The sequence below is a fragment of the Sphingomonas sp. SDUR79 genome, from assembly GCF_056821745.1.
Genome location: NZ_JBPDIN010000001.1, coordinates 3412043 through 3438661 on the forward strand (window position 1 = coordinate 3412043; position 26619 = coordinate 3438661).

General features: G+C 64.6%; 23 protein-coding genes and 1 tRNA gene. 16 read left to right on the plus strand and 8 right to left on the minus strand.

Going from position 1 to position 26619, the window contains the following annotated elements; translation table 11 throughout:
* The first annotated feature begins 4 nt into the window (after positions 1–4).
* A complete protein-coding gene (locus tag ACRYLO_RS16885; protein WP_482661215.1) occupies positions 5–3166 on the plus strand; it encodes an efflux RND transporter permease subunit in 3162 nt (1053 codons plus the stop codon).
* A gap of 106 nt (positions 3167–3272) precedes the next feature.
* On the plus strand, positions 3273–4478 hold the full coding sequence (locus ACRYLO_RS16890; RefSeq protein ID WP_482661216.1) for a DUF445 domain-containing protein: 1206 nt from the start codon (positions 3273–3275) through the stop codon (positions 4476–4478).
* Between the two features lie 136 nt (positions 4479–4614).
* Here the strand turns inward: ACRYLO_RS16890 and ACRYLO_RS16895 are convergent, their stop codons facing one another.
* Entirely contained in the window at positions 4615–5289 is a 675-nt protein-coding gene (locus ACRYLO_RS16895) for an HAD family hydrolase (RefSeq protein WP_482661217.1), read from the minus strand.
* A gap of 100 nt (positions 5290–5389) precedes the next feature.
* On the opposite strand from ACRYLO_RS16895, the gene ACRYLO_RS16900 reads away from it, so the two are divergent.
* Genes ACRYLO_RS16900 through ACRYLO_RS16915 form a run of 4 tightly spaced genes read left to right on the plus strand, consistent with a single transcriptional unit; the run spans position 5390 to position 8910 of the window.
* Positions 5390–6493, plus strand: a complete 1104-nt coding sequence (locus tag ACRYLO_RS16900; RefSeq protein WP_482661218.1) for an ABC transporter permease — start codon at positions 5390–5392, stop codon at positions 6491–6493.
* Positions 6493–7305, plus strand: a complete 813-nt coding sequence (locus ACRYLO_RS16905) for an ABC transporter ATP-binding protein (protein ID WP_482661219.1) — start codon at positions 6493–6495, stop codon at positions 7303–7305. Before ACRYLO_RS16900 ends, ACRYLO_RS16905 begins: the two co-directional genes overlap by 1 nt.
* A 7-nt stretch (positions 7306–7312) precedes the next feature.
* Positions 7313–8284: an MlaD family protein gene (locus ACRYLO_RS16910; RefSeq protein WP_482661220.1), complete on the plus strand. Its 972-nt coding sequence runs from the start codon at positions 7313–7315 to the stop codon at positions 8282–8284.
* Positions 8285–8292: 8 nt separating this feature from the next.
* Positions 8293–8910, plus strand: coding sequence for an ABC-type transport auxiliary lipoprotein family protein (locus tag ACRYLO_RS16915; protein WP_482661221.1), 618 nt, complete (start codon positions 8293–8295; stop codon positions 8908–8910).
* Positions 8911–8916: 6 nt separating this feature from the next.
* Here the strand turns inward: ACRYLO_RS16915 and ACRYLO_RS16920 are convergent, their stop codons facing one another.
* Entirely contained in the window at positions 8917–9774 is an 858-nt protein-coding gene (locus ACRYLO_RS16920; protein ID WP_482661222.1) for a peptidylprolyl isomerase, read from the minus strand.
* 87 nt (positions 9775–9861) lie between these two features.
* Here ACRYLO_RS16920 and ACRYLO_RS16925 point away from each other — a divergent pair.
* From ACRYLO_RS16925 to ACRYLO_RS16935, 3 genes are all read left to right on the plus strand, one after another.
* A tRNA-Ser gene (locus ACRYLO_RS16925) sits at positions 9862–9952 on the plus strand.
* A gap of 152 nt (positions 9953–10104) precedes the next feature.
* Complete coding sequence (locus tag ACRYLO_RS16930) at positions 10105–11301, plus strand: tyrosine-type recombinase/integrase (protein ID WP_482661223.1); 1197 nt, start codon at positions 10105–10107, stop codon at positions 11299–11301.
* Positions 11302–11330: 29 nt separating this feature from the next.
* Positions 11331–13307: a hypothetical protein gene (locus ACRYLO_RS16935; protein ID WP_482661224.1), complete on the plus strand. Its 1977-nt coding sequence runs from the start codon at positions 11331–11333 to the stop codon at positions 13305–13307.
* Between the two features lies 1 nt (position 13308).
* Here ACRYLO_RS16935 and ACRYLO_RS16940 read toward each other — a convergent pair whose 3' ends face one another.
* On the minus strand, positions 13309–13524 hold the full coding sequence (locus ACRYLO_RS16940) for a helix-turn-helix transcriptional regulator (protein ID WP_482661225.1): 216 nt from the start codon (positions 13522–13524) through the stop codon (positions 13309–13311).
* Between the two features lie 623 nt (positions 13525–14147).
* Here ACRYLO_RS16940 and ACRYLO_RS16945 point away from each other — a divergent pair.
* From ACRYLO_RS16945 to ACRYLO_RS16970, 6 genes are all read left to right on the plus strand, one after another.
* Positions 14148–14897 carry a LuxR family transcriptional regulator gene (locus ACRYLO_RS16945; RefSeq protein ID WP_482661226.1) on the plus strand — a complete coding sequence of 250 codons (750 nt, stop codon included), beginning with the start codon at positions 14148–14150 and terminating at the stop codon, positions 14895–14897.
* 78 nt (positions 14898–14975) lie between these two features.
* Positions 14976–15599, plus strand: a complete 624-nt coding sequence (locus ACRYLO_RS16950; RefSeq protein WP_482661227.1) for an acyl-homoserine-lactone synthase — start codon at positions 14976–14978, stop codon at positions 15597–15599.
* Positions 15600–15609: 10 nt separating this feature from the next.
* On the plus strand, positions 15610–16494 hold the full coding sequence (locus ACRYLO_RS16955; protein WP_482661771.1) for a phytanoyl-CoA dioxygenase family protein: 885 nt from the start codon (positions 15610–15612) through the stop codon (positions 16492–16494).
* Entirely contained in the window at positions 16491–17084 is a 594-nt protein-coding gene (locus ACRYLO_RS16960; protein ID WP_482661228.1) for a GntR family transcriptional regulator, read from the plus strand. Before ACRYLO_RS16955 ends, ACRYLO_RS16960 begins: the two co-directional genes overlap by 4 nt.
* 82 nt (positions 17085–17166) lie before the next feature.
* Entirely contained in the window at positions 17167–17298 is a 132-nt protein-coding gene (locus ACRYLO_RS16965) for a benenodin family lasso peptide (RefSeq protein ID WP_482661229.1), read from the plus strand.
* Positions 17299–17362: 64 nt separating this feature from the next.
* A complete protein-coding gene (locus ACRYLO_RS16970; RefSeq protein ID WP_482661230.1) occupies positions 17363–18097 on the plus strand; it encodes a lasso peptide biosynthesis B2 protein in 735 nt (244 codons plus the stop codon).
* Here ACRYLO_RS16970 and ACRYLO_RS16975 read toward each other — a convergent pair.
* A complete protein-coding gene (locus tag ACRYLO_RS16975) occupies positions 18055–18291 on the minus strand; it encodes a hypothetical protein (RefSeq protein ID WP_482661231.1) in 237 nt (78 codons plus the stop codon). The genes ACRYLO_RS16970 and ACRYLO_RS16975 overlap by 43 nt on opposite strands.
* Here ACRYLO_RS16975 and ACRYLO_RS16980 point away from each other — a divergent pair.
* Positions 18277–19863 (plus strand): asparagine synthase-related protein, encoded by a 1587-nt coding sequence (locus ACRYLO_RS16980; protein ID WP_482661232.1) that lies wholly within the window; start codon positions 18277–18279, stop codon positions 19861–19863. The genes ACRYLO_RS16975 and ACRYLO_RS16980 overlap by 15 nt on opposite strands.
* Here the strand turns inward: ACRYLO_RS16980 and ACRYLO_RS16985 are convergent.
* From ACRYLO_RS16985 to ACRYLO_RS17000, 4 genes are all read right to left on the minus strand, one after another.
* Positions 19840–21903: an Atxe2 family lasso peptide isopeptidase gene (locus ACRYLO_RS16985; RefSeq protein ID WP_482661233.1), complete on the minus strand. Its 2064-nt coding sequence runs from the start codon at positions 21901–21903 to the stop codon at positions 19840–19842. The genes ACRYLO_RS16980 and ACRYLO_RS16985 overlap by 24 nt on opposite strands.
* A gap of 41 nt (positions 21904–21944) precedes the next feature.
* Entirely contained in the window at positions 21945–24875 is a 2931-nt protein-coding gene (locus ACRYLO_RS16990) for a TonB-dependent receptor (RefSeq protein ID WP_482661234.1), read from the minus strand.
* A gap of 99 nt (positions 24876–24974) precedes the next feature.
* Complete coding sequence (locus tag ACRYLO_RS16995) at positions 24975–25985, minus strand: FecR family protein (protein WP_482661235.1); 1011 nt, start codon at positions 25983–25985, stop codon at positions 24975–24977.
* Positions 25982–26527, minus strand: coding sequence for an RNA polymerase sigma factor (locus ACRYLO_RS17000; protein WP_482661236.1), 546 nt, complete (start codon positions 26525–26527; stop codon positions 25982–25984). The genes ACRYLO_RS16995 and ACRYLO_RS17000 overlap by 4 nt, the downstream gene beginning before the upstream one ends.
* Positions 26528–26619: the final 92 nt, after the last annotated feature.

Consider the following 26619-nt stretch of genomic DNA (forward strand, 5'->3'; position numbering starts at 1 on the left):
GGATATGAGCTTTCGCAACATCTCCGCCTGGTCGATCCGGAACCCGGTTCCGCCGATCGTGCTGTTCATTGCGCTGACCATCGCGGGTTTTGTCAGCTTCGCGCGGATGGACGTGAACAACGATCCGGACATCGATTTCCCGATCGTCTGGGTTTCGATCAGCCAGCCCGGCGCCGCGCCGAGCGAGCTCGAAACCCAGGTCACCCAGCGGGTCGAGGCGGCGGTGCGCAGCCTGCAGGGCATCGATCAGATCGAATCCACCGTCAGCGAAGGCAATTCACAGACCGTCATCCAGCTGGACATCGGCACGCCGATCGATCGCGCGGTCAGCGACGTGCGTGATGCGATCGCCCAGATTCGCGGCGACCTTCCCGACGGGATTCTGGAGCCGCTGGTCGGACGCGCCAATACCAGTGACCAGGAAATCGCGACGTTCACCGCGACCGGCACCGACATGACGATCGAGCAGCTGTCCTGGTATGTCGATAATACCGTCGCCAACGAGCTGCTGTCGATCGACGGCCTGTCGGGGGTCGAGCGCATCGGCGGGGTCAGTCGCGAAATCCGCGTCATCCTCAACCTGCCCAAGATCCAGTCGCTCGGCCTGACCGCATCACAGGTCAACCAGCAGCTGCGTCAGGTCAATCTGAACGCCGCCGGTGGACGCACCGAGATTTCGGGGAGCGAGCAGTCGGTCCGCGTGCTCGGCAACGCCGCGGATGCGCGCGCGCTCGCTGAAACGCGCATCAGCATCGGCGGTGACCGCAACGTCCGGCTCGGCGATATTGCCGACGTCAAGGATCTCTATGCCGAACAGCGCAGCCTGGCCGAGTTCAACGGCCGGCAGGTGCTGTCGTTCAACATCAAGCGCGCCAAGGGTGCGTCCGATGTGACCGTGTTCGACGAAGCGGAAAAGAAGCTGGAGGCGCTCAACAAGCGCAACCCGGCGGTGCAGTTCAACGTCCTGTTCAACAGCGTCAAATATACCGAAGCCCAATATCATTCGGCGATGGTCGCGATGATTGAGGGCGCGGTGCTCGCCGTCATCGTCGTGTTCCTGTTCCTGCGCGACTGGCGCGCGACGCTGATCTCCGCACTGGCGATCCCGCTTTCGGCAATCCCGACCTTCTGGTTCATGGAGATGCTCGGCTTCACCCTGAACCAGATGACGCTGCTCGCGCTCAGCCTGGTTGCGGGCGTGCTGGTCGACGATGCGATCGTGGAGATCGAGAATATCGTCCGACATATGCGCATGGGCAAATCCGCCTATCAGGCATCGATCGACGCGGCGGACGAGATCGGCGTGGCGGTGCTGGCGACGACCATGTCGATCGTGGCAGTGTTCCTGCCCGTCGGCCTGATGCCGGGCATTTCGGGTCAGTTCTTCAAGAATTTTGGCCTGACCGTGGTTGCCGCCGTGCTGATGTCACTGGCGATTGCGCGCCTGTTGACGCCGATGATCGCGGCCTATTTCCTCAAGGCCAAGGGCCATGCCAGCCATGGCGAGGGCGCGATGATGGACGGCTATGTCCGCGTGCTGCGCTGGACGCTGGTGCATCGCTGGGTCGCGGTGGTGGCGTTCCTGGTCGCCTTTGCGCTCGAAATCTTCCTCGCGGCGGGCGGCCCGCTGCCCTTCACCTTCCAGCCCAATCAGGATCAGGACGATATCACCGTCCAGATCGAAATGGTGCCCGGAACCAGCCTGGAGCAGACCAAGACGGTTGTCGACAAGGTCACCGGTATCGTCGCGGCACGGACCGACGTGGTCGAGAATGTCTATTCGCGCACCTTTGTCGGCAATGGCCGCGTCGTCGCGATCCTGAAGGACGAGCGCGCGATCACCAGCGTCGAGCTGGAGCAGGCGCTTCAGCCTGCGCTGGCCCAGATCCCCGATGCGCGCGTCAATGTGCGCTCGCAGGGCGGCTGGGGCGGCAGCGGTCGGGCGGTGTCGATCGTGCTGGGTGGCGAGGACCCGAAGCTGCTCAACGATACCGCGCTCAAGATCGTCGCCGAGATGGAGAAGATGCCTGAGGTCCGTGCGCCACGGATCACCGGCGATCTTCAGCGGCCGGAGATCGTGATCCAGCCGCGTACCGAACTGGCGGCGGACCTGGGTGTAACCACGGCGGCCCTGTCCAATGCGATCCGAATCGCGACGCTGGGTGACATCGATCAGAACAGCGCCAAGTTCTCGCTGTCCGATCGCCAGGTTCCGATCAAGGTCGCGCTCGCCGAAAGCTCGCGCGCCGAGCTGGAAACGATCCGCAATCTGCCGGTGCCAACCGCGTCGGGCGGATCGGTGCCGCTGGGTGTGGTCGCCGAAATCAAGTTCGGGGTGGGCGCAACGCGGATCGACCGCCTGAACCAGAAGCGCCGCCTTGTCGTCGGTGCCGATCTTGCCACCGATCCCAAGACCGGAAAGCCGTTCGTGCTGGGTGCAGTGATGCAGAAGGTCGATCAGCTCCCAACGATGCGCAACCTGCCGATGGGCGTCGGCAAGCTGGAGGTCGGCCAGGCCAAATGGCAGACCGAGATGCTGGTCAACTTCGTCGTCGCGCTGATTTCCGGCATCCTGCTCGTCTTCGCGGTGCTGGTGCTGCTCTATCGTGGCGTGATGGCGGCGATGGTCAATCTGTCGTCGCTGCTGATCGCGGCACTGGGCGGGTTCATCGCGCTATGGCTGACCGGCAATCCGATCTCGATGCCGGTGCTGATCGGCGTCTTGATGCTGCTTGGCATCGTGGCGAAGAACTCGATCCTGCTGATCGACTTCGCGCTGGAGGAGATGGAGAAGGGTGTCGACAAGATCACCGCGATCGTCGACGCCGGGCACAAGCGCGCGCAGCCGATCGTGATGACCACCGTGGCGATGGTCGCCGGCATGGTGCCGACCGCATTGTCGCTGAACGGCGACGGATCGTGGCGTGCGCCGATGGGCATCACCGTGATCGGCGGTCTGATACTGTCGACGCTGCTTACCCTGCTGATCGTCCCGGCACTGTTCAGCCTGGCGCTGGGCATGGAGCGGCGGGTCGGTCCGTGGCTTGGCCGCAAGCTGCTGACCTTCCGCCCGGGTGACGATGCCGATGACAAGGCGCGGATCGGCGGCACGGTCCCTCCCCCCCAGATCGGCCATCGCGGCGAAGGTCCCGAACCTGCCGAGTGAACCAAAACAGGGCACGCGGATTGTTCCGGCTATGAACCCGGCAATCCGCGTGCTTTCTGGTCCAGTGATTCGCTCATATGACCCTGTCCCGCCTGGCCTCAGGCGGATGCGCATCCTCGCCACCGGCCTGCTGGTGCTGATGGCGGCGGTGTACTTCACCGCGCGCAGCTTCGAACCCGACTATACCGTCGCGGGCTTTATCCGCGCCTTTGCCGAGGCGGCAATGGTCGGTGGCCTCGCCGACTGGTTCGCGGTCACCGCGCTGTTCCGCCACCCGCTCGGCCTGCCGATCCCGCACACCGCGATCATTCCGCGCAACAAGGAGCGGATCGCCAGCTCGCTCGCCAATTTCCTGCGCGACAATTTTCTGATCCCCCGCGTCGTCGCGCGGCGGATGCGGACGATCGACGTGGCGGGCGCAGCGGGCAAATGGCTCGCGCAGCCGCCCGAAAGCTCGGGTCGCCTGCGCCGCGGCGCATCGCGCATGGCCGCGAACCTGCTCGAATCGCTCGACAAGGATCAGTTGGGCGGCCTGATCAAGGGCGCGGTCGCCAATCGCCTGCGCCAAACTGATGTCGCGCCGTTGCTGGGCCAGGCGCTCGGCGCGGCGATTGCCGAGGGGCGGCACCTGCCCCTGATGGATTCGATGCTGCGCTGGCTGGCGAAGATCATCGACCAGAATGAGGCGCTGATCCGCAAGATGGTGCATGAGCGCGCCGGTGCGATCATGCGCTGGACCGGGCTCGATGAGACGCTCGCCAATGCGATCATCGACGGGCTGTACAAGCTGGTGTCGGACGTCGCCGAGGATCCCGGCCACCCGCTGCGTGCGAAGGTTGAGGAGGGATTGGAAAAGCTCGCATTCGACCTGCAGTTCGACATCCCGACCCGGCTGAAGGTCGAGGAATTCAAGGCCGACATGCTCGACAATCCCGCACTCGCGCGCTGGATCGAGGGGATGTGGGAACAGGCGCGCGGCGCGTTGCTGCGGGTAGCGCGCGATCCCGATGCGGCGCTGGCGGGCAAGTTCGGCGAGGCGTTGCGCCAGCTCGGGGGAACGCTGCAGAGCGACCCGCGCCTTGCCCATATGATCAACCGCTTCGTCCGGCGCGCCGCAGTCGGCACCGCCGCCGATTATGGCGACGGCATCGTCCGGCTGGTGTCCGACACGGTCCGCGGCTGGGACGCGCGCACGATCACGGGCCGACTCGAAAATGCGGTGGGCAAGGATTTGCAGTATATCCGGATCAACGGGACTTTGGTGGGCGGGCTGGTCGGGCTGACGCTGCACTCGTTGCATACGGTGTTGTGAGCCCGGCGCCCCGTTTGCCCTGAGCTTGTCGAAGGGCGATCCCCCGACCTCCCCGGGGGTGGAACTGGTGCTTCGACAAGCTCAGCACAAACGGCGGAGGTGCTCCAGCGAAGGCGGGAGGGGCTACGATGATGATTCACTCCTCCCAATCCAGCACCGTCCAGCCCTTGACCGCCGCCAGTTTCCGCAACGGGCCGTGCGCGTTGACCGCGAACGGCTCGTCCGCCCATTCCAGCACCGGCGCGTCGGACACATGGTCGCTGTAGAAGCGCACCCGCATTTCCTCGCGCGACAGCCCCTCGCGCGCCATCCACGCCTCGATCAACCGCAATTTGGCGGGGCCGTAGCAATTCTCGCCCTCAAGCCCCGCCAGCACATTGCCATCGGCATCGCGTCGCGCCGCGGTGGCGATCACGGTGCCGATGTGCAGCCGCGCCGCGATCGCTTCAGCATAATAGCCATGGCTCGCGGTCGCCAGCACCGGCTCCCAGCCCGCCGCGCGATCGGCTTCCACCCGCGCGCGGGCATCGGCGAACAGGTTGGTCGCCGCCATATCGTCCGCGAACGCCTCCGCCACCACTGCAAGTTCGGCGGGCGGGATCGCACGACCGATCATCAGCCGGTGCGTAATTTCCTTCAGCCGTGCGCGGTCGATCGCCTTGGCCAGATAGGCGAGGCTGGCAAGGCCGGCGAGCGGGAGCAACGCCAGCCGCCACGGTGCCCGAACGCGCGCTGCATGGACCAGAAATGGCGTCCATGTCGCGCGTCGCGTGATCGTCTTGTCCATGTCGTAAATGGCGAGTCGGCGCATCGGAACCTTTCCCGGTCGTCCGTAATTGGTTCGGTCGGTATCTTATCCTCTAGCTACAGGTGCTTGCCGTTCCAGTGCGAATCAACGATGGGTGGTCGCGATGAATGCGCCAGCCGACTTTCAGCACGACACGGCCGCCGGGGCGCTGCGGTTCAGTGGCAATCTGTCGCTGCGCAGTGTCGGCGACCTGCCCGATCGGCTTAACGCGGTCGAGGGCGATGTGCGAACGCTCGACATGCGCGGGATCGACCGGATCGACACGGTCGGCGCGTGGCTGATCCACCGCTTCGCGCGTGACCATGATGCGCAGGTGACCGGGCTCGACGCCAACCAGCAGCTGCTGTTCGACCATGTCGCCCAGGCCGACCACCCGATCGAAGCGCCGCCAAAGCCAATAGGCGCCTTTGCCCAATTGCTCGCCGAAATCGGCGAAGCCGTGATTCAGGCGGGCAAGACCATGTTCGGCCTGCTCGGCTTCATGGGCGCGACCGCGGTCGCGGCGGGCCGGGTGATCGCGAACCCGCGCCGCTTCCGCTATCACGCCACGGTCCACCGGTTCGAAGTGGTCGGCGTCTCCGCGCTCGGCATCATCGGGCTGATGAGCTTTCTGATCGGCATCGTCATCGCACAACAGGGCGCGGTCCAGCTGCGCCAGTTCGGTGCGGAGGTGTTCACGATCAACCTGGTCGGGCGCATCACGCTGCGTGAACTGGGCATCCTGATGACTGCGATCATGGTCGCCGGGCGCTCGGGATCGGCCTTCGCGGCGCAGCTCGGCACGATGAAGCTGACCGAAGAAATTGACGCAATGCGCACCATCGGGGTCAACCCGATGGAGGCACTGGTCTTGCCGCGCGTGATCGCCGCCGTGCTGATGCTGCCGTTGCTCGGCTTCTACGCCTCGCTGCTCGGGATGATCGGCGGCGGCCTGCTGTGCTGGATCGCGCTCGACATTCCACCGGTCACCTTCGTCCAGCGGCTGCGCGAAGTGGTGCCGATCACCGACCTCTATGTTGGCCTCGTCAAGGCGCCCGTGTTCGGCGCGATCATCGCGATCGCCGGCTGCTATCAGGGGATGCAGGTCGAAAGCGACGCCGAACAGGTCGGCCTGCGTACCACCACTGCGGTGGTTCAGGCGATCTTCCTCGTCATCGTGCTCGACGCCTTTTTCGCGGTGTTCTTTACCGAAGTGGGGTGGAACTGATGACCGCCCCCATTTTCGACGGCGAAGAGGCGGTCATCCGCATCCGTGGCCTGCGCAACAGCTTTGGCGATCAGATCGTGCACGACAATCTCGATCTCGATGTGCGGCCCGGCGAGATTCTGGGCGTGGTCGGCGGATCGGGCACCGGCAAATCGGTGCTGATGCGATCGATCATCGGCCTGCAACCACCCGATGCGGGTGAGGTCCATGTGTTTGGCGAATCGGTGATCGATGCCGATGAACAACAGGCAATCGAGATTCGCCGCCGCTGGGGCGTGTTGTTTCAGGGCGGCGCGCTGTTCTCGACCCTGACCGTCGCCGAAAATGTCCAGGTGCCGCTCAAGGAATTCTACCCGCAGCTTGACGACCAGCTGCTCGCCGAGATCGCGGCCTACAAGGTGGTGATGACTGGCCTGCCGCCCGAGGCTGGCCCCAAATATCCCGCCGAGCTTTCCGGCGGCATGAAAAAGCGCGCGGGCCTCTCGCGCAGCCTCGCGCTCGATCCCGAATTGCTGTTCCTCGACGAACCGACCGCCGGGCTCGACCCGATCGGTGCGGCGGCGTTCGACGAGCTGACGCGGTCGTTACAGCAGACGCTGGGGCTGACGGTGTTTCTGATCACCCATGACCTCGACACGCTTTATGCCATATGTGACCGCGTCGCGGTGCTGGCCGACAAGCGCGTGATCGCGGTCGGAACGATCGACGAGCTGCTCGCTTTGGATCATCCGTGGATCCAGGAATATTTTAATGGCCCGCGCGGACGCGCGGCGGTGGCGAGCGTGGAACGCGCCGGGGCCATGGGGGCATGAGGGACTGATGGAAACACGCTCAAACCATGTGCTGGTCGGCGCGGTCGTGCTGATCCTGCTTGCCGTGTTGGCGCTGTTCACCGTGTGGCTCGCCCGGGTGAGTACGACCAACGAGAAGGAATATGACATCTTCTTCAAACAGGCGGTCGACGGGTTGAACAAGGGGTCGCAGGTCGCCTTCTCCGGCGTCCCCGCAGGACAGGTCAAGGAAATCGGCCTGTTCAAGCCCGACCCCAGCCTGGTGCGCGTCCGCATCGCGGTGAACAGCGATGTGCCGATCCTGCAGGGTACGACCGCGACGATCCAGGGCGTCGGGTTTACCGGGGTCAGCCAGATCCAGCTGGACGGTGCGGTCAAGGGCGCGTCCCCGATCATATGCCCCGACGTCAATCCGCGCAGCGTCTGCCCGCTCGGCGTGCCGGTGATCCCGACCAAACAGGGTGGCCTTGGCGCATTGCTCAATTCGGCACCGCGCCTGCTCGAACGGCTCTCAACCCTGACCGAGCGGCTGACCGAATTGCTGTCCGACCGCAATCAGGCGTCGATCAGCGGCATCCTCGCCAACACCGAAAAGCTGACCGGCGAACTGGCCAAGGGCGCGCCGGACATGCGCGCGACGCTTGCTGAGCTGCGCATCACGGTCCAGAAGGCGGGCGTCGCCGCCGAACAGATCGGCAATCTCGCCGGCACCACCGACCGCGTGCTCGACAAGGAAATCGCGCCGACGATGAAGGATCTGCGCGGCGCGATCGCCTCGGCCGACAAGAGCATGAAGGCGCTCGAGCGTACGTTGAGCAAGGCCGATGGCGGCATCGACGAAGTGACGACCAAGACGCTCCCTGAAATCAACCAGCTGATTCAGGATCTGCGCCAGATGACTGCCGCGCTCGCCTCGGTCGCGGAAAAGATCGACCGTGAAGGCGCCGGATCGCTGATCGGATCGCCCAAGCTGCCCGACTACGAACCCAAGAAGAAGTGAGCCCGATGATGCGCAAGCTCCTCCTCGCCCCCGTCCTGCTTGCCGCGCTGCCGCTTGGCGGGTGCATCAAGTTCGGGGCCGAACCGCCGCCCTCCCTGCTCAAGCTGGAGGCCGACGCAGTGATGCCGACTGGCCAGACGGTGAGCTCGGCGACAGCGCGCGCGATCACCATCGCCGTGCCGTCGGTGCCGCAGGAGCTGGCGGTGACCCGCGTGCCGGTGCGCAGCAGCGACACGGCGGTCGCCTATCTCAAGGACGCGCAATGGGTCGAAGCGCCCAACCGCATGTTCGCGCGCGTGCTGGGTGATACGATCTCGGTACGCACCGGTCGCGTCGTGCTGAACCTGCGCCAGTCGCTGTCCGATCCCGGTGCGCGGTTGGGCGGCGAGCTGCGCCAGTTCGGCGTCGATGCCGACAGCAGCGCAGCGGTGGTCGTCTATGAGGCGACGCTGGTCCGCGACCGCCCCGTCGGCGCCGATGGCGTTCGTCCGGCAATGACGTTCGAGAAACGCCGCTTCGAAGCGCGCGTGCCGCTGGCTCAGATCACGCCCACCGCCGCCGGCGCAGCGCTCAATCAGGCTGCCAATGAGGTGGCGGGTGAGGTTGCCGACTGGGTTGGAAAGTAAACTCCATTACGGCGCACGCCTGATCGGCGGCATTACATTGCAGATGTCCGCCCCGCCCGCGGGCAGGTTGAAAAAGGGCGGTTGGCGGTTCTCGCGCGCCTTGATCCACGCAGCAAAGCGGGAATTGTCTGCCGCGCGATATTGAAAGCGCGGGCGCTCCGTTTCGGGCAGGTCGCTGGCGAGCCGACCGCGCACGAATGGCACATGCTGGCTCGCCTCCTTGTAGAGGCCCAGGCCGCCCTCGGTGCCGCGCGGGAGCGACGCGAGATGCTCGATCCCCTCCAGCACCCGCCCGACGATCGCGATATTGCGGTCGAGATGGCGCGGGCCATGGCCAATCACCGCATAAAGGTCGCCGCCGCTACCGGTGCTGGGAGCCAGATCGCGCGCGACCCCGACCATTCCATAGCAATGGGGGATCCACGCGACCGTGCCGTTGGTAGCTAGCGGCCAGCCATCGGCGCTGTGTCCGGCGGCGGTCGAATAAGGGTCGCTACGCGTCAGCCGCGTCACCGCGTCAAAGTTCGGCCAGTCATACTCGGCCGGCGGCTGCGCGATCATGCCGGCGGGAAGCGGCTTCTTCTCGGTCGGGTCGCCCCATTGCACGACATAATTGTCATGCACACGGTAGATCGACGCCGTATCCCACCAGCCGGCAGCGGCAAGCCTGCGGATATTGGCGACATGCACCGACGCATAGCGCGGAGCGAGGCGGATCACGACCTGCCGCTTGTCCGACAGGGTCAGGACCAGCAGCTCATCGGCCGGAATGTTCCGCCAATCGGCAGGGTGCGGGTCGAACGGGGCCGGGGCTGGCGCGGGTGTCGCAGCCTGCAGCGCGAAGGCAAGGGAGAGGGTCAGCATGGGGTAAAGCTGTCACGCCTTACCGCAGGACGCAACGCGCTTGCACAGCGCCCGGCAAATCTCTAGGCAGCCCGCTTCCAGCGGTGCGGAGCGGTGGCCGAGTGGTCGAAGGCGCTCGCCTGGAAAGTGAGTATACGCCAAAAGCGTATCGAGGGTTCGAATCCCTCCCGCTCCGCCACTTTGGGCCTTTTTCAGGTCGCGTTACCCCGGAAAAATCGCTAAGAAAGCCCAGAAATCAGCGGTTTTTTCGTTCCGCTGTGTTTCACTCAATTTCATACCATCCCGCACGAAGTGTGGGGAAAAGTGTGGGGAAGAATGAGGTGAGATGTCATGGGAAAGCTCACAGCTGCGAAAATTCGCAGCCTCTCTGAACCGGGCCGCTACTCCGACGGGGACGGCCTTTTCCTCGAAATCAACGGCCGCGGCGCCGCCAGCTGGATTCTTCGCGTTCAATCCGGGGGGAAACGGCAGGATATCGGGCTCGGCTCTGCGAAGTCGGTTTCACTCAAGGACGCTCGAGCGGCGGCATATGCGACGCGTCAGAAAATCGCCCAAGGGATCGACCCGGTAGCGGAGCGCAAGCAGGAGCGGATCACAGTCCCCACGTTTCGGGAGGCGGCGGTGAGCGTTCATGAAGAGCACCGTGCAGCCTGGAAAAACGGCAAGCATCAGCAGCAGTGGATTTCGACGCTGGAGACCTATGCCTTTCCGGCATTTGGCGAGCGACCGGTGAACGAGATCGAAGGGCCGGCCATTCGTGACGTTCTCGCCCCGATCTGGTTGAGCAAGCCCGAGACGGCACGCCGCGTGCGCCAGCGGATCGCCACGGTCCTCGACTGGGCCTGCGCGAAGGGGTTCAGGGCAACCGAAGCGCCGATGCGGTCGATTGCAAAGGGTCTGCCGCGCCAGCCCAAGAAGGATCGTCACTTTGCCGCGATGTCCTATGCCGATGTCCCGGCGTTCGTTGAAAAACTGCGTGAGAGGGAGTCGGTCGGTCGCGTTGCCCTCGAAGCCCTCATCCTGACTGCTGCGCGGTCGGGGGAAATTCGCGGCGCATGCTGGTCGGAGCTGGATCTGCAGAACCGCATCTGGTCGGTCCCGGCCGAGCGCATGAAGATGGGGCGGATCCATCTTGTGCCGCTATCGGATGAGGCTGTCGCCGTGTTCGAGCGGGCCAAGGCGTTCAAGGTCGGGGCGAGTGACCTCGTGTTTCCGGGGCAGAATGTGAAGCGGCCGCTGTCCGACATGACGCTGCTGAAGATTTTGCGCGACATGGAGCTAGGCGTCACCGTCCATGGGTTCCGTTCTGCGTTCCGCGACTGGGTTGCGGAACAGACCGACTATCCCGGAGAGGTCGCCGAGGCTGCGCTGGCGCATGCGGTTTCAAATAAGGTCGAGGCTGCGTATCGGCGCACGGACTTTCTCGACAAGCGTCGGCTTCTCATGCGCGATTGGGGCGCGTTCGTCTCCGGACGTGAGGTCGCTGGAAAGGATTTGGGCGGGGAAGCTGACAATGGGGCGTCATAGCCTGAGCTACCTTAGCTCAGGAGTTTTCATTGTCCGTTTCATCGTGTTCCAAGACCGTCCGTCGCGCATCTTACTCCACATCGCCCGGCACAGCGACTGCCTCGGTGACACCCGCTCAACGTGGGCCGAAGCCGCGTCCCATCGTTGAGTTCCCCGAACCGCTGTCCATCGACTGGATTGATCCACCGACCTTTCCCGAGGCCTTCGCGCTTCAGCTGAAGCGACATGGCGATAGTTGCTGGCACCTGCACAAGGCCATCTGCCGCCCCGGCGAGACGTTCGACCGGAAAACCTTCCAGCAATGGGCATTGGGTGCGAAGCTGCCCAGCGCCGTGCAGAGTTTCGACATGCTGGCACGGGTCGAGCAACGCTATCGGCTGCAACCGGGCTATTTTCGCGCAAAGCTCGCGAACACGGGACGGGCAATTGTCGGCCACAAGTTTGCAACGATGCCTGCGGCGGAGCGTCGCCGCCTCGCCTGGCATCTACCAGATGACTTCGACCAGCGCTCGCAGGCGGAGCGTGCCGAGATCCTTCACTGGATCCGATCAGTGATCATTTCCGGATCGACCGAATATCGCCGCTTTCAGGCTGAAGCGATGAAGGTTCGCTTCGCGCTGCGTTTCCCGGAATTTCTCTCAGCTGCGCCGTCGCTGAAAACGGACAGCGGCGGGTCGGTGGCTGGCGAAGGCGTGCGGCCCGCACCGCCGCGTCTCGTGAGGGAGATGAGTGACCTCATCCGGTTCAAGACAGCCACACTCACGCAGATCGGCGTCAAGCGTTCTGGTGTGTGGGGGGAAGAGACCGTGACCCAGAAGATCGAACATTTTGCTCTCATGTTCGGCGCCGTTGCCGGCGATCCCGCACCACCGGTTTCGGGCCTTGGCGCGCCTCTGCAAAGTCTGTCCATGGCGCTGCTGGTATTCCCCGTCTTTTGGGACTGGTACCTCCGGTGGCGAGAAGCGCGGCGCGGCTTTTATACGTCATGGGAGGTCAATATGCTGGCGCTCGGGATGGCATTCAGCCGTCGCGAGACCGGATGGATTCGCCAGAGCGAATGGCTTGCCGAGGGGCTGACGGCCATTCCCGGACTGGTATCGCAGGATGACATTGCGCAGGTGCGAAGCGACTGGACCGCGGCATGTGATCGTGTCCACGACCATACGCTGGCACGGTCAAAAGAACTGGCGCGGGTGGTTCGCGTCCACCGCGACCCGTTCGAGCCGATCTTGGTGATACTGGAGGATGACAGTCCGGTCGGGGCCTATCGGCGGATCACCGACGAAATCATCGCGCGCATGCCCGACCCGCGTCGCTATCCGCGCTCAGCGGCCGAAGCCATGCGCGGCTTTCTGATGCTTCGGCTGGGTCTGCATCTGGGGGTTCGGCAGAAGAATCTGCGACAGCTGATGGTCTGCCCGCGCGGTCAGACGCCGCGATCCGAACGCCAGCTTGAGCATCTGCGTCGCGGTGAGTTACGCTGGAGCGCGCGCGATCAGGCATGGGAGGTTCTGATCCCGTCGGTCGCGTTCAAGAACGCCAATTCCTCATTCTTCGGCAAGCAGCCTTTCCGGCTGACCTTGCCCGATCTTAACGGGCTCTATGCCCGGATCGACGCCTATATCGAGCGCTACCGCCCCTTGCTGTTGGGCGAAGCCGAGGACCCCGGGACGTTCTTCGTCAAGACAGTCAAGCGAACCAGCCGCAACGCATCCTATGATCAGAGCACATTTTACGAAGCCTGGCGTCTGGTGATCCAGCGCTATGGCATCTTCAATCCCTATACCGGGCGCGGCGCGATCAGGGGATTGCTTCCGCACGGCCCCCACAATGTTCGCGACGTGCTGGCGACGCATATCCTCAAGAAGACCGGGTCCTACGAACAGGCGAGCTATGCCATTCAGGACACGCCCGAGATGGTCGCACAGCATTACGGGCGATTCCTCCCGCAGGATAAGGCCGCGATCGCCGCGCGCGTTCTCAATCAGGTCTGGGAGAGCGGTTGAGTTAGCTGCGCGCACCGCCCTTTGCAGCATAGGACATCGGGCTTTGAGACCATTCCCGGATAGCGGACTCCCGCCAGCCCACGCAGCGGGTGCTGATCTGCACGTTCTTCGGGAAAGTGCCTTCCTGCATCCGGCGATACAGCGTTGTGCGGGCCAGGCCGGTCATTTCGATGACGGCCTTGAGGCGGAGAATGCGGTCGGTCTGTTCGGTCTGCATTGGTTTCACCTCGCATCGCATGCGTTTCAGTGGTCCCTCGCCTGCAAGACCTGAGCATGGATTTGCGAAGTGGCAACAGCGCGACACGCAGGAGAGCAGGCCTGCGCAGGGAAACGAGCGTTAGCGTAAGCCGCGTCGTCACGAGAAGCGGTTTGTCCTCCCAACGCTCGTGGCGGGAACTCGCTCTACGCTCTTTGCGCGGCACCGAGTCGCTCTTCGGCGTCTCTGTCTATCCGGATGACAATCGCTGGAGCGTGGTCGGGGCCGCCGGAGGAATGAAACGCGGTTCCGATTGAGCGTGCTCTGCCGGACTTTTGGGAAGCCGCCGGCGTGAGCAGAGCCTTCGCTTGCTGCGTGGCGCCCTCTGGCCGGATTCGAGGGAGCCGCCTTTGCGTGCGTGGAGCGCTAAAGCATCCACACCAAAATGGACCTAAATTCACGCGTTAGGCCTGAGCCTTTGTCCGTCATATATTTGACATACAGGGCATTATTTTGGTTGAAGCTGTAGGCCACTAAACTTGCTTCGCCGCTGCCGTGAGAAGTTGTCCGGCCGAAAGCTTCGAACAAGGCGGCTCCCGAGGCGCGCGGGTTGAGGACCGCACGAGGGACCGACCAGGGTGGGTATGCCCCGGCTGGCCATTGCCGAATATTTTATCGAGACTGCTCGCTCGGCGAGCACGTCGGAAACCCTATACGCAGCCCTTTTGCGATGCTGCGAGGAAATGGGCCTCAAATATTTCGCGCTGACGCATCATGTCGACTTTGCCTGCGATCAGGGGTCGGCCATTCGCCTGCATAACTATCCCTCGACATGGGAGGACTGGTTCGACGAGAACGGCCTCGGACAATCCGATCCGATCCACCGGGCGTGCAGTTTGGCCACTGTCGGATTTGGCTGGTCGGCTGTGCCGGAAATGATCAGGCTGACCCCTCAAGACATTCGTGTCCTGGAAAACGCCTATGAAGAGGGAATCGGCGACGGCTTTACAGTCCCGGCAAGCGTGCCGGGGGAGACGTTGGGATCCTGCTCCTTTGCTGTCCCGGCGGGCGAGGAGTTCCCGAAGGAATATGAGTTCGTCTGCCAGCTGATCGGCGCGTTTGCCTTTGAGGCGGCCCGACAGCTTCTTGGCAAGCGGGATTTGCCTGTGAATGAGGTTCCGTCGCTGACGACACGCCAGCGCGATTGCGTTCTGTGGGCTGCTCGCGGAAAGACCGATTGGGAGATTTCCGTAATCCTTGGCATCAGCCATGAAACGGTGATCCAGCACTTGAAGCACGCGCGGGAGCGTTACGGCGTGCAGAAGCGGGCGATGCTGGCGGTGCGCGCACTGTTTGACGGCTCGATCAGCTTCTCGGAAATTCTCAAGCACTGAACCGATCCCCAGAACTGGGGATATCCGACGCAACCAACGATGCGGATGCTGCCCCCTCGCTAATCGAGGGTGCAGCGCATGGTCCAGCTGGTTCCATCCAGAGCTGATAGCAGCAGTCACATCGCCTTCCGGTCGATGTTTGCCGCCCGTAAGCAGATCTTCATTGATTTGCTGAAGTGGGACCTGCCCGTCCTCAGCGGGCAATACGAGGTCGATCAGTTCGATACCACGCACGCTCGTTACATTATCCTCGTCGACAAGGGCCTGGGCCATCTGGGATCGGTCCGATTGCTCCCGACAACACGACCACATATTCTTGACTCTATCTTTCCTGCCCTGTGCGCGGGCGAACCGCCACGTGGACCCGCGATATGGGAGCTCACGCGTTTCTGCCTGGACCGGAAGTTGCGGGCGACAGAGCGGCGCGCGATCCGCAATCAGCTCGTCACGGCGCTGGTCGAGTTCGCGCTCGATAACGGTATCGAGACCTATACCTGCGTCGCAGAGGCGAGCTGGCTGCAGCAGATCCTCAACTTCGGCTGGCAGTGTCGGCTGCTCGGCGAACTGCAGCCGGGCGGAGCGAGCCAGCTCGGGGCTCTTGCGATCTCGATCAGTTCGGCAACGCCGGCGGCGCTGTCGGCGGGCGGAATATGGTGGTCGCTGCGCGACCAACAGACGAGCGGGCGATGTGCCAATGGCTGAGGAGACCGCGATGACACGCAATTCGACCGCGAAGCCTGTCCGGATTGAGGCTGTTTCCGAGCATCTCGAGCGGGAAGGCTGGTGCATCGTTCCCAACCTGCTTCCGCGCGGTTCGATTGAAGCGCTTGACGAAGATCTGGGTCCGGTGTTCGCCGCTACGCCGTTCTGCGAAGGCGATTTCTATGGCGCACGAACGAAGCGGTTCGGGAGCCTGTTGAAACGGACACCTCGTGCCGCGGCGCTTGCGCTGGAACCATTGATCCTTGCCGTGTGCCAGCGCTTGCTCGGACAATGGTGCGACACCATCCAGCTCAACCTGATGCAGGCGATTGCACTTCATCCAGGCGCGCCGGCACAGTTCCCGCATCGCGACCAGGACATGTGGGCAGGCGTGAAAGGCGAGGTCGAATATCTGGTCAACGTGATGTGGCCGCTTACGCGGTTCACAGTCGAGAACGGTGCGACAATCATTTACCCGAACAGCCATGGCCAAACCGCACTGAATGACGCGATGCCAAGTCACTCGATCGTCGCGGAATGCGATCCGGGCGATGCGATCGTTTTCCTTGGCTCGACCCTCCATGGCGCGGGTGCAAATCGCACCAGCGAAGTTCGCAGAGCCGTGGTGGTCAGTTTCTGCCTGGGTTGGCTCAAGCCCTACGAAAATCAGTGGCTGGCCTATCCGCCTTCGGTCGCCAGGGCCTTTCCGCCTGAGCTGGCCGCGCTGGTCGGGTATCGCCAGCACCGGCCAAATCTCGGCAATTACGAAGGCGTCTGTCCCTCAATACTGCTGACAGACTGCCTTCCCGACCATATCGGCGCGGTCGACGCGCTCCGGCCCGATCAGGCTGAGGCGGTCGCCGCGCACCGCGCCAGCCAAGGGTGTGTTCGGTGAGCCCGCTCCAGGCGATGGAGCGCAGTTACTCGGTGCTGAAGCAGATGTTGCGCGACGGCCGGCTTGCACCGGGTGCGCGGCTTGAGGCCAACCGCATTGCGGGAGACCTGGGCGTCAGCATGACGCCAGTCAGGGATGTGCTGCACCGTCTTGTTGGCGAGCGCCTGGTGGAGGCCAGCAGTGGTGAAGGCTTTCATGTTCCGCGCTACTCCGAGGCCGACCTGCGCGATCTCTACGAATGGCATTCTGCTCTTGTATCCATTGCGCTTCGAACTGGGCGCGCGCCGCTCGTCCAGTCCGAAGCGGGCACATTCTCATCCCTCGCCGACCGGGCCGATCGCCTGTTCGAGCGACTGGCTGCATTCGCACCGAACCGCGAAATTCATGCGGCAGTGGCGAATGTCTCGGATCGCCTTCATCCCTTCCGGCTGGTCGAGCCCGACGTGCTCGGAGCGAGTCCCGAAGAACTTCATGAAATAGAGTCCGCCGACGCAGCAATTCAACAAGCGATCCGGCGCTACCATCTGCGACGAATGAAGTTCGTTTCCGACCTGATCAGGCGACGCGAACACGCTGGATCGTCAGTTTGATTATAATCGGATTATAAACTTCTTATACATGAACGCTTGGATGATTTTGTCTCTGTCGCATCCCGCGACATGGAGACGAGCAATGGACCATGACAACAATGAAACGGTCGATCTGATCGACCTCGGCGTCGCCAGCGTGGAGACGCAGGGGGCCAATGAGGGTCAGTTCGACCTCGCCGGTCTGGTGATCCCGCAGGGTCTCACCAACGACTGAGCAGTGCGCGTCGGTCGGGCCCTTCCGCCCGACCGGCGCCATTGCGATGCCGCGTCGCAGTGTCTTGGCCGAACGAGCGTTGGCGCCCCGCGCGGGAAGCAAAAACGGGTTCATTCATCTGCTGATCGAAGGAGCGGCCCGATCGATGTTCTGGCGCATCCTCCCGCACGCGACCGCCTGCGTCGCTTCCAACAAGCTGTTCGTGCTCGATCTTCGGCGCGATCGCTATTTCCGTGTTCCGCAATCGGCTCATGCGGAAATGCTGACCTGGCTGAACGTGCGACATGGGGCACCCGCGCCCGATGCAATCATCGACCTGCTTGGCAAGGCAAGGGTGCTGCAGAGATCGGATCCGGTCCCGACCAACGCCTTGCGGGACCGCGTCAAGATCCCCGATGCGCTTGTTCAGGCCCGGGAGACACCCGCGCGCGGCAGCGCCGTTGCCGTCGGGCGGCAGGTGGCAGCTGCCTGGCTCAGACTGCGTTGTTCGCCATTACACCTGATCCTGTCGCGCCGTCGCATGCGCACGCCGCTTCCGGTCCTGGGCCAGCTCGATGCAACGCTTGTCGAAGCTGCGGCATTCGAGCGAAGCCGACCCCTGGTGCCGATCGCACGCAACTGCCTCCTCGACTCGCTCGCCCTCGACAGCTGGCTGGCGCGGCGCGGATACGGAGCGCAACTGGTCTTCGGGATCATGCCCGAGCCGTTCGCCGCGCACTGCTGGCTTCAGACACCGCAAGCGCTCCTGAACGACAGCTACGACCATGTGTCGAGCTTCACCCCGATCCTCGCGCTATGAACAACGCCGCGTTCATCGCCTGCGTCACCGCGCCCGCGTGCAGGGCACCGGATTGGCTGAGGCAGTTTCTCGACGCGCTCGCAGCGCACCACCGGCTCGGACCGCTTGTCGAGCGCGATGGTCTGGCGATCCTGGGTGACGCTCGCGCGGCGCACCTGGTCCTTGGCGAAGGTCGAGGCGTGATCTGGGGTCATCTGTTCCGCCGCGACACCTTCTCGCGCATCACGCAATCGCCCTCGACCGCCTTGGCAGAGCTGGAGACAGGTGAACTGCTGGACTGCTATTGGGGCGGATATGTCGCCATTCGGGTGCGTGGCGATGGCGTGGAAATCCTGCGCGATCCGTCCGGCACGGTCGCCTGTTACCATTTCGAGCGCGACGGCGCGCATCTGGTCACCTCGCGCCCCGATCTGCTGTTCGAGCATGGGCTGCTAGCCCCCTCGATTGACTGGACCGTAATCGCACAATCGCTTGCGTTTCGCGATCTGCGCCCCGCGCAGACCGCGCTGCGCGGGGTCAGCGAGCTGCTGCCCGGTGTCTGCCTGACGATCCAGCGCAACCGGGCGAGCGCTCGTCGCGCATGGTCCCCTTGGGACTTTGCCGCGCCGGGCGCGCAGTTCGCTGACAGCGCGACATCGATTGCCGCGCTTCGGGACGTCGGATCGGCGGTGCTGCAGAGCTGGGGCGAATGCTTCGATCGACCGCTGATCGAGATTTCGGGTGGCCTCGACTCGGCGATCGTTGCTGCTGGCTTATCCGCTGTTGCAGATGCGCATTGCCTGACCTTCGGACCCGCGCCCGGCGAGGCCGACGAGCGCCCCTGGGCACGCGCCGTCGCAGCCCATATAGGGCTGCCGCTCGAGGAGATGCTGGCGGATGCCGCGGTGGTCGACATCGAACGCAGCGACGCATGGCGACAGCCCCGGCCCTGCGCGCGCGCATTGTCGCAGGCCTTTGATCGCGCGATCCAGGCATTTGCAGGGAAGCGCGGCGCTGATGCATTTCTGGGCGGGGCCGGGGGCGACAGCATGTTCTGCCTGCTTCATTCGGCGCTGCCCGTCCTCGATCGGCTTCGCGCGGAAGGCTTCGGCCGGGCGGTGTTCGAGACGGCGGCGGACATCGCTCGGCTCTCCCGGACCAACGCATGGGCGGTGCTGCTCACCGCAGTGCGCCGATCCATGCAACCGGTGAAGGTGTTGCCGACCCCGATGGTCAATCCGTTTCTGGCTGAAGATGTCTGCGCGACCCTCCCCTGGCCTGCGGGGAATCCCTGGCTCAGGGCCCGAGACGATGTAGCCCTAGGGAAGAGGCGCCATGTCTGGTCGATCATCGCAATTCAGAATCATCTCGAGGGCTATGGCCGGGAGTCAATTGCCCCTTTCATTGCGCCACTGATGTCGCAGCCGATCTTCGAGACCTGCCTGCGGATCCCGAGCTGGCATTGGTGCATCGGCGGCAACAACCGCGCGGCCGCGCGTGAGGCGTTTCGCGACGCCTTGCCGGCGGCAGTGATCGACCGCCGTAGCAAGGTCGCGTTCAACACGCTGGTTCACCGCGTGATTGCCGCCAACCTGCCGCGTCTGCGCGACATGCTGCTGGGAGGAGCGCTGGCGAGAGAGCGACTGATCGACCCGAAGCGCATCGAACGATACCTCGCGGATGAGCTGAGCAAGGGCGTCTTGCTCCCTGAACTGATGGCGCTGGTCGATGTCGAGGCCTGGGTTCGGCATTGGGAGCGCCAGTCATCGGCGCGCATCGTTGACTGATCGCATCACTGTCCAGCGCGCGATTTCGGCTCCGCGCGACGGATGTGATGTTTCGACGCCCCGCAGCCAGAAATCGAACCAGGCGAGGTTACGTTCATAGATGGCGAGGCGATGCGCGGGATGTTGCTTGGTGTGCCATTCGTCCTCGAAAACATACATCTCGACCGGGGCATCATGGGCGCGCAGCGCGCTGAATGTCTCCTGCGCCATCCGAAACTCGGCGTCAGCAAGGTGCATCAGCAACGGAACCCTGATCCGATGTGCATTCATGGCGAGCGACTGTGCCCGCCAGAATGCCCGCCCATCTTCCCCCGCGGGTGGATAGCCGACCTGTGCGACGACACCGCCATAGGCCGGGCCCACGCTGAACACGGCGCTGGGCTCGTCGCAGCAGCTTGAGACGATCGCCGCCTTGAACCGGTCGGAATTGTTCAGCGCGAACTGAACCGTGCTCGCGCCATCGCTCAGGCCGGTGATTCCGATGCGCCCGGGATCGACGACCCCAAGGGCGATCGCGGTATCCACGCCCGCTTCAAGCGCGGTCAGGATGCGCCGCCGTCCCGACCAGTCCTGCACCTTGATGCGCTGCGCCGCGATCGCGTCGGGCGCGGCCGCAGCTTGATCCGACTCCTGCGGGGCGTGGAAATTGAGCACCGCATAGCCGCGCGCGGCGAGCAGCTGGATCGGATATTCGTCACCCAGGCCACCGCGCTGGAAGCCGCGCGAGAGATACTGGACGATGATCAGCGGGTGGCGTGCGCCCGGCTTGTGATCGGGCGGAAGCATCAGGTCGCCATAGCTGCGCACGCCATCGCGATCGCTCCAGACCAGCCGCGCATGCTTGCCGAAGCGCCAGCCCGCGGTCTCGGGGTTGGGATCGAACAGCGTCACGCTGTGACCGGTTGCAGGATCGATCCGCACCAGTGTCCGGGGCGAGGTTGCCGTTTCGCGCGCGCAGATCAGGGTGCCTGCGGCCAGCGCGCAATGCGCAAGCCAATCATCGGTCTCAAGAACCTTCCGGGGTTCGGCATCCCCCTCAACCCGCCAGCGGTACAATGCGCTGCGACCGCCATTTTCAGCATTACCGGCGCGCAGGATCAGCAGGGTGGTATCGTCGAGCCACCAGAGACCGCCGACCGGACCGGTGCACATGGGTGCCTTGCAGCGGATCGACCGATCCCCCCGTGCCAGCAGCAGGCGCGCCGCGCCGCGCGGACGCGCTGGATCGGGTTCGGCCCAGGCGGTTGCGCCCGAGGCCGATCGCGCATGAAGCGGTGCCCCGGCCGCGCTCTGCGCGCGCGCTCCCTTCATCGCGTCAACTTCGCCCGCAGTGACGATACGGATCCGGCCGGTTGCGAGATCGAGCGCGTTGGTCTCGAACGGGATCGGAAGCCGTGGTGTCGGTCTGGCGAAGGCGAGTGCCCAGAAGCGCGTATCGTAGAGAAAGCCGCTTCGGCCTTCGCGTTCGATCTCGGCGAGACCGGCTTCATAGCCGGAGCGTGTTGTGAACAGCAGATGCCGACCATCGGTCGACCAGGCGAGGTCCTGCGGTGCGGAACCGGGCCGCGCCACCGGGCGCGCCGGACCGCCAACGAGATCCACCCGCCAGATCTGGGTGCGCCCCTGGTCGCGGCGAAGATAGGCAAGCGACCGGCTATCGGGGGACCAGACCGGCGCGTCGGTCATGGGCAGCCCGCTCGGAACCCCGGATGCGCCATAGGGGTCGGTCATTGTCGCGATGAATTCACCACCGCTATCGAGCAGTCTGGGCCGACTGCGTCCGTCCAGCGGCACCAGCATGACGCCAAAACAGTAGCTGTTCGAACCCGTATCGGCCCGCCGCAGGATCAGTGCGGCGAATTTTTCGTCTGGCGAGAGTCGGAAGGAGTGACTGCGACTGTGGTCGCTCAGCTTTCCGAAATCGCGCAGTTCGATCAGGTCGCGCGCGGTGATTGACCGCTGGCCTGTTGCCGCCCCGGGGGAGGGCGGCAACAGGCGTTCGGCGCAGGCCGGCGCTGCTGCGTGCGCCGCGCCGGCCATGCACGAACTCAGCGCAAGTGCGGTCGTGGAGAGCAGTCGCCTTACCACGCCTTGCTCACCTGCAGCGCGATGAACCGACCGATCGGGCTGGCATTTTCGCCATCGAAGCCAAGGCCGAGCGTGCCCACGACATAGTTCACATAAGGCGGGTCGGCGTCGAGCAGATTGCTCGCATTGAGCGCCACCCGCACGCCGGCAAGTGCGCCCGACCGATGCTGGAAGCTGTAGCTCAGATTGAGGTCGAAGGTCGTCCAGGCTGCTACGCGCTGGGCTGGCGTGACCGTGCGGTTGGTATAGCCATCGGCATAGTTCGCGAAGAGTGCGACGCCCACGCCATCCTTGCTGAAGCTCGCGCGTCCGCGGATTCGCAGGTCGATCGGATTGCCGACCGTATCGACGACATCGACCGGGGCCGACGTTGCGGTGACCTGCTGCTTGATCCCGAAAATATAGGTCGCGACCGCCCCGAGCTCGGCATTGCCGCCGGCGAGCTTGAAGCCATATTGGAGATCGAGGTCGAGCCCGGACTGCTTGACCACCGACAGGTTGCGCGTTCGCGCATCGGCGATTGCCAGGATCGGCGCCGTGCTCGGGACCCCGGCAAGATTGAGATAATAGGGCGATGCGAACAGCTCGGCGATCTGCGCGGCCGGCGGATTGTAGGTCAGGATCGGCGCATAGATGTCGCGGTTGATCAGAAAGCTGGTCACCGACGATGCGACCGAGGCGATGCGATCGCGATAATTGACGTTGAACCAGGTCACTCCCGCGCGAAGACCGGTCAGGCCGGCGGGCTTCAGATCCGCACCCAGCGTCCATGTCGTCGCGCGCTCGGGGCCGATGTCAGGATCATTGCCGCGGATGACCATGATATTCGAAATGCCCGTGGGCGATTGCGGATCGACGGCGGGATAGGCGAAGTGACCCAGCGTGCCGGGGTCCTGTCGCAGCTCGGTGACGCCGGGCGCACGGAACGATTTGCCGTAGCTGCCGCGCAGCTGCAGCCCGTCGACCAGGTCCCAGGCGAAGCTGAACTTGGGATTGGTCGTGCTGCCAAAGTCGCTGTATCGCTCGCTGCGCACCGCAGCCGAGAGGTCGAGGCGGTGCAGGAGCGGCAGCGCCACGCGCTCGCCGAACACCGGCACGCGCAGCTCGGCATAGAGTCCGGTGACCCTGCGCGGGCCGGGTAGCGGGGTGAGCGCCACCGCCTGTGGCGTCAGGGTCGAGGTATAGGCGATGCTTTCGCGATCGCGGTAGCGGTCCTCGCGATATTCCGCGCCGATCGCGAGCCGGACATCGCCCGCAGGAAGCGCGAGCAAGGGTCCGTCGGCACGCAGCGTGGCGGACCATACGACAGCGTCCCAGCGCCGCTTGTTGTAGCCGCGGATCGACGCGATCGTATCGGGGTTAGTGGACCCGCCATCACCCAGAAGATTATAGGCAGTGGCCGGGTTGGTGTCGGCAAGCGCCAGCGCGAGCCGCGCGCTGTTGACCCGGTTGAGATAATCATAGCGCTCGTCCTGACGGCCCCATGTGCCATGGGCATCCACCGTCCATGTGCCGAGCTGGAATTCGAGGCCGGCGGTTGCGCCATAGGCCCGGACCGTCCCGCGATTGCGCTCGTTTCCAAGATCGCGCGAGAAGCTGTAGTTGACGCCGATCGGCTGGCCGGTGCCGATCGGATCGATGTAGAAGGGATTGGTGACCGGGACGGTGCGCCGGGTATCGGTACCGGTCCGGGTGGCGACATCGAAATCCCGCCACGTCGACAGGATCCTTGCGTACACCCGCAGCGAGTCGGTCAGCTCCTGGCTTGCTGACACGAACACCGAATGGCGCCGTTGTTGGGGCAGGATATCGACCCCATCCCATCCATCGCCGCGGTTGACCGCGCCGCGCGTCAGCTGTGCCGGGGTGAGCCCGACCCCGGATTGACCGGCAGGAATCGCAAAGTTGATGCCGCCGGCGACGATCGTCCCCGGGCTTGCGAAATTGCCGCGATAATCCCCGCCGCCAAAGGCGCGCAGATCGTCGGTGATATAGGCGCGGCTGTCTGCGGACAGGTTGTCGCGATGATAGAATTCATAGGCAATCATTGCATGGCCGGTTGCCCAGCGCGTGCCGAGCAACTGGCTGAACTGATATTCCTGCGCGCTTCCGTCGGCGGTGCCGATCCGGAAGCTGGTTTCGGCGCCGCGAAAATTGTTGCGGGTGACGATGTTGACGACGCCGGCAACGGCATCCGAGCCATAGATCGCCGAAGAGCCATCGGGCACGATTTCGACGCGTTCGATCGCGGACGCGGGAATCACCGACAGGTCGGAGAAGGTCCCTGAAAAGCCTCCGAGCGGCGGGCGGTCGCCATTGATGAGGAGCAGGGTCGAGCTTGGACCCAGACCGCGCAGATTGACGCCCGCGCCGCGGGCGACGTTGCCATTGCCAGCGGCGGTGATCAGGCCGCTGGTGCCCTCATTCGCGCCACCGCCAAAATTCTGCGGGATCGATTGCACGATCTGCTGTGTGGTGGCAAAGCCGCCCTCCTCAATGGCGGCGCGATCGATCGCGATGACCGGAACGCCGACCGGGCCGCTGCCGCGGATGCGGGTGCCGGTGATCAGCACCTCACCATCGCTACCGGTGCGGTCCGCAGCTTCGCCCTGGATTTCATTCTGGATGACGAGCGTCTGGCCGACGGGCACCGCGCGCAGCCGAGTGCCGCGGAGCAGTTCACGGATCGCTTCCTCCGGGCGATACCGCCCCTTGAGCGCCGGCGCGCGAAGTCCTTCGACCAGGTCGGTGGATGCGAAGACCTGCTTTCCCGACTGCTGCGCGACCTCGCGGAGCGCCGCGCCAAGGTGCTGGCTCGGGACGTCATAATCCCGCGCGCCATCGGTCTGTGCGAGCGCTGCCGGTGCCACAAGCACCATTGCCGTGCCGGCAAGTGCCAGCGCGCTCAGATTGCCAAGATTCATCATAGTCTCCCCGTCGCTCGACGCCGGTGATGCGGCTGTCTTGGGGGACTCGACGACGTTGGCTGCAAACACCCCCCGAAAAAATTCGGGTGTCCGAGATTATTTGCGCCGGAGGATGAAATCGCCAGCAGGCGTGCGCACGACGCGCAGGCCGAAGGTTGCTGCAAGGCTCGCCGCAAGCGCATCGGCCGGGAGCGGATTGAACGCCCCGGTGACCCGCAACGCCGCAAGCGAGGGGTCGCCGAGACGGATCTTGCGCTGCGAATAGCGGTTGGTCTGCGCGAGGACATCGCCGAGCGGCGTGCCATCGAAGCTCAGCATGCCCGCAACCCATTGATCGATCCCGCGCGGGGCAGGGGCGACGACCGGGCCGCGCCCGGCATCGGAGAAACACTGCCCGGGCGAGAGCCGCGCGACGGACGCGACTGCGCCCGCCGCTGCGCGACCGCGGACCTCGACCGAACCGCGCAGCAAGGTCACCCGCACCCCTCCCGGCTCGAACCCGACATCGAACAGCGTGCCGCGAGCGGTGACGAGCCGTCCGTCAGCCTCGACCCGGAATGGCCGCCCAGGATCAGGCGCAACGTCGAAGCGGGCGCGGCCGCGCGACAGCCGGACGCGCCGACCCGCTTGGGACAGCTCGATCTCGATGGCGCTGTCGGTGTCCAGCGTCACGGAGGTGCCATCGGCCAGGGCGATGGTGCGAACTTCTCCAACGCGGGTGCGCTCCGCTGCGGTCGCGGTGGCGACAAGTTCTCCAGGTTTCGTTCCGAGCGGCTGCAGTGCAACGAGGCCGATTACCACGAGGATCACGGCGGCAAGTGCGGCCAGCGCCGGTTGCCTGGCCGGCAGCGACCAGATCGAGGGCATTGACTCCGAAAGGTTTCGCGTGCGTCCCAGCTCGGTCCGGGCAAGTCCGGCCGAAACCTGCCACAGCCGCTCGGCCTCGGCATAGGCCGCGCGGTGCGCGGGATCGCGCGATCGCCATCGCTCGAACTCCGAGCGCACTGTCTCTCGCTCGGGGCCTTGCATACGCGCGAACCACTCCGCCGCCGCGCGGTCGATCATTGGGTCGCGGTCGGCGCTTCCGCGCTCGCCTTTGCGGGTCATCGCTCCCCACCTGCATGGCGCAGCAGTTGGGCCATAGCCCGGCTCATCTGCTTCTCGACGCCTTTGATCGAAAGGCCGGTGCGCTCGGCGATTTGCGCGTAGGTGAGGCCATCAAGGCGATGCGCCATGAAAATTTCCCGAGTCTTTGGCTTCATGCTGCGCATAGCAGCCTCAACCCGCGCGAGACCATCCCGGGCTTCCAGCCGGTCGATCCCGTTCGCGTCCGGAATGGTGTCGTCAAAGGGAATATGATGTGCCTCCGCGCGCCGGCCCGCAGTCTTGGCGCGGTCGCGCAGCAGGTTGCGGGCGATCTGGCGCAGATAGGCGCTGGGGCGGGCGATGGTCTCCTGTCTTGGAGGAGCAGCGCGTGCCAGGCGCAGGAACGTTTCCTGGACCAGATCGCGCGCATCTTCGGGACTGGCGCGGTTGCGGGTAAAGAATCGGGCGAGCGCGTGTCGCTCGCTCCGATAGAGCTGTTCGATGTCGCTGGCGTCCGGTGTGACGTCATCAGAGGTGCAGGGCGCGGGGAGGGAACTGCTCATCCAATGCCCCCACCGGCGAGGGCGAACGCGCCATCTTCAACACTTACGCTGCACACGCGCCTGGCTCCCGCTTGCGAGGCGGGCCGGCCAGG

Coding starts and splice junctions, on each gene's coding strand:
- ACRYLO_RS16885 (WP_482661215.1), top strand. CDS start 5: ATGAGCTTTCGCAACATCTCCGCCTGGTCGATCCGGAACCCGGTTCCG.
- ACRYLO_RS16890 (WP_482661216.1), top strand. CDS start 3,273: ATGCGCATCCTCGCCACCGGCCTGCTGGTGCTGATGGCGGCGGTGTAC.
- ACRYLO_RS16895 (WP_482661217.1), bottom strand. CDS start 5,289: ATGCGCCGACTCGCCATTTACGACATGGACAAGACGATCACGCGACGC.
- ACRYLO_RS16900 (WP_482661218.1), top strand. CDS start 5,390: ATGAATGCGCCAGCCGACTTTCAGCACGACACGGCCGCCGGGGCGCTG.
- ACRYLO_RS16905 (WP_482661219.1), top strand. CDS start 6,493: ATGACCGCCCCCATTTTCGACGGCGAAGAGGCGGTCATCCGCATCCGT.
- ACRYLO_RS16910 (WP_482661220.1), top strand. CDS start 7,313: ATGGAAACACGCTCAAACCATGTGCTGGTCGGCGCGGTCGTGCTGATC.
- ACRYLO_RS16915 (WP_482661221.1), top strand. CDS start 8,293: ATGCGCAAGCTCCTCCTCGCCCCCGTCCTGCTTGCCGCGCTGCCGCTT.
- ACRYLO_RS16920 (WP_482661222.1), bottom strand. CDS start 9,774: ATGCTGACCCTCTCCCTTGCCTTCGCGCTGCAGGCTGCGACACCCGCG.
- ACRYLO_RS16930 (WP_482661223.1), top strand. CDS start 10,105: ATGGGAAAGCTCACAGCTGCGAAAATTCGCAGCCTCTCTGAACCGGGC.
- ACRYLO_RS16940 (WP_482661225.1), bottom strand. CDS start 13,524: ATGCAGACCGAACAGACCGACCGCATTCTCCGCCTCAAGGCCGTCATC.
- ACRYLO_RS16945 (WP_482661226.1), top strand. CDS start 14,148: ATGCCCCGGCTGGCCATTGCCGAATATTTTATCGAGACTGCTCGCTCG.
- ACRYLO_RS16950 (WP_482661227.1), top strand. CDS start 14,976: ATGGTCCAGCTGGTTCCATCCAGAGCTGATAGCAGCAGTCACATCGCC.
- ACRYLO_RS16955 (WP_482661771.1), top strand. CDS start 15,610: ATGACACGCAATTCGACCGCGAAGCCTGTCCGGATTGAGGCTGTTTCC.
- ACRYLO_RS16965 (WP_482661229.1), top strand. CDS start 17,167: ATGGACCATGACAACAATGAAACGGTCGATCTGATCGACCTCGGCGTC.
- ACRYLO_RS16975 (WP_482661231.1), bottom strand. CDS start 18,291: ATGACCCCAGATCACGCCTCGACCTTCGCCAAGGACCAGGTGCGCCGC.
- ACRYLO_RS16985 (WP_482661233.1), bottom strand. CDS start 21,903: ATGGCCGGCGCGGCGCACGCAGCAGCGCCGGCCTGCGCCGAACGCCTG.
- ACRYLO_RS16990 (WP_482661234.1), bottom strand. CDS start 24,875: ATGAATCTTGGCAATCTGAGCGCGCTGGCACTTGCCGGCACGGCAATG.
- ACRYLO_RS16995 (WP_482661235.1), bottom strand. CDS start 25,985: ATGACCCGCAAAGGCGAGCGCGGAAGCGCCGACCGCGACCCAATGATC.
- ACRYLO_RS17000 (WP_482661236.1), bottom strand. CDS start 26,527: ATGAGCAGTTCCCTCCCCGCGCCCTGCACCTCTGATGACGTCACACCG.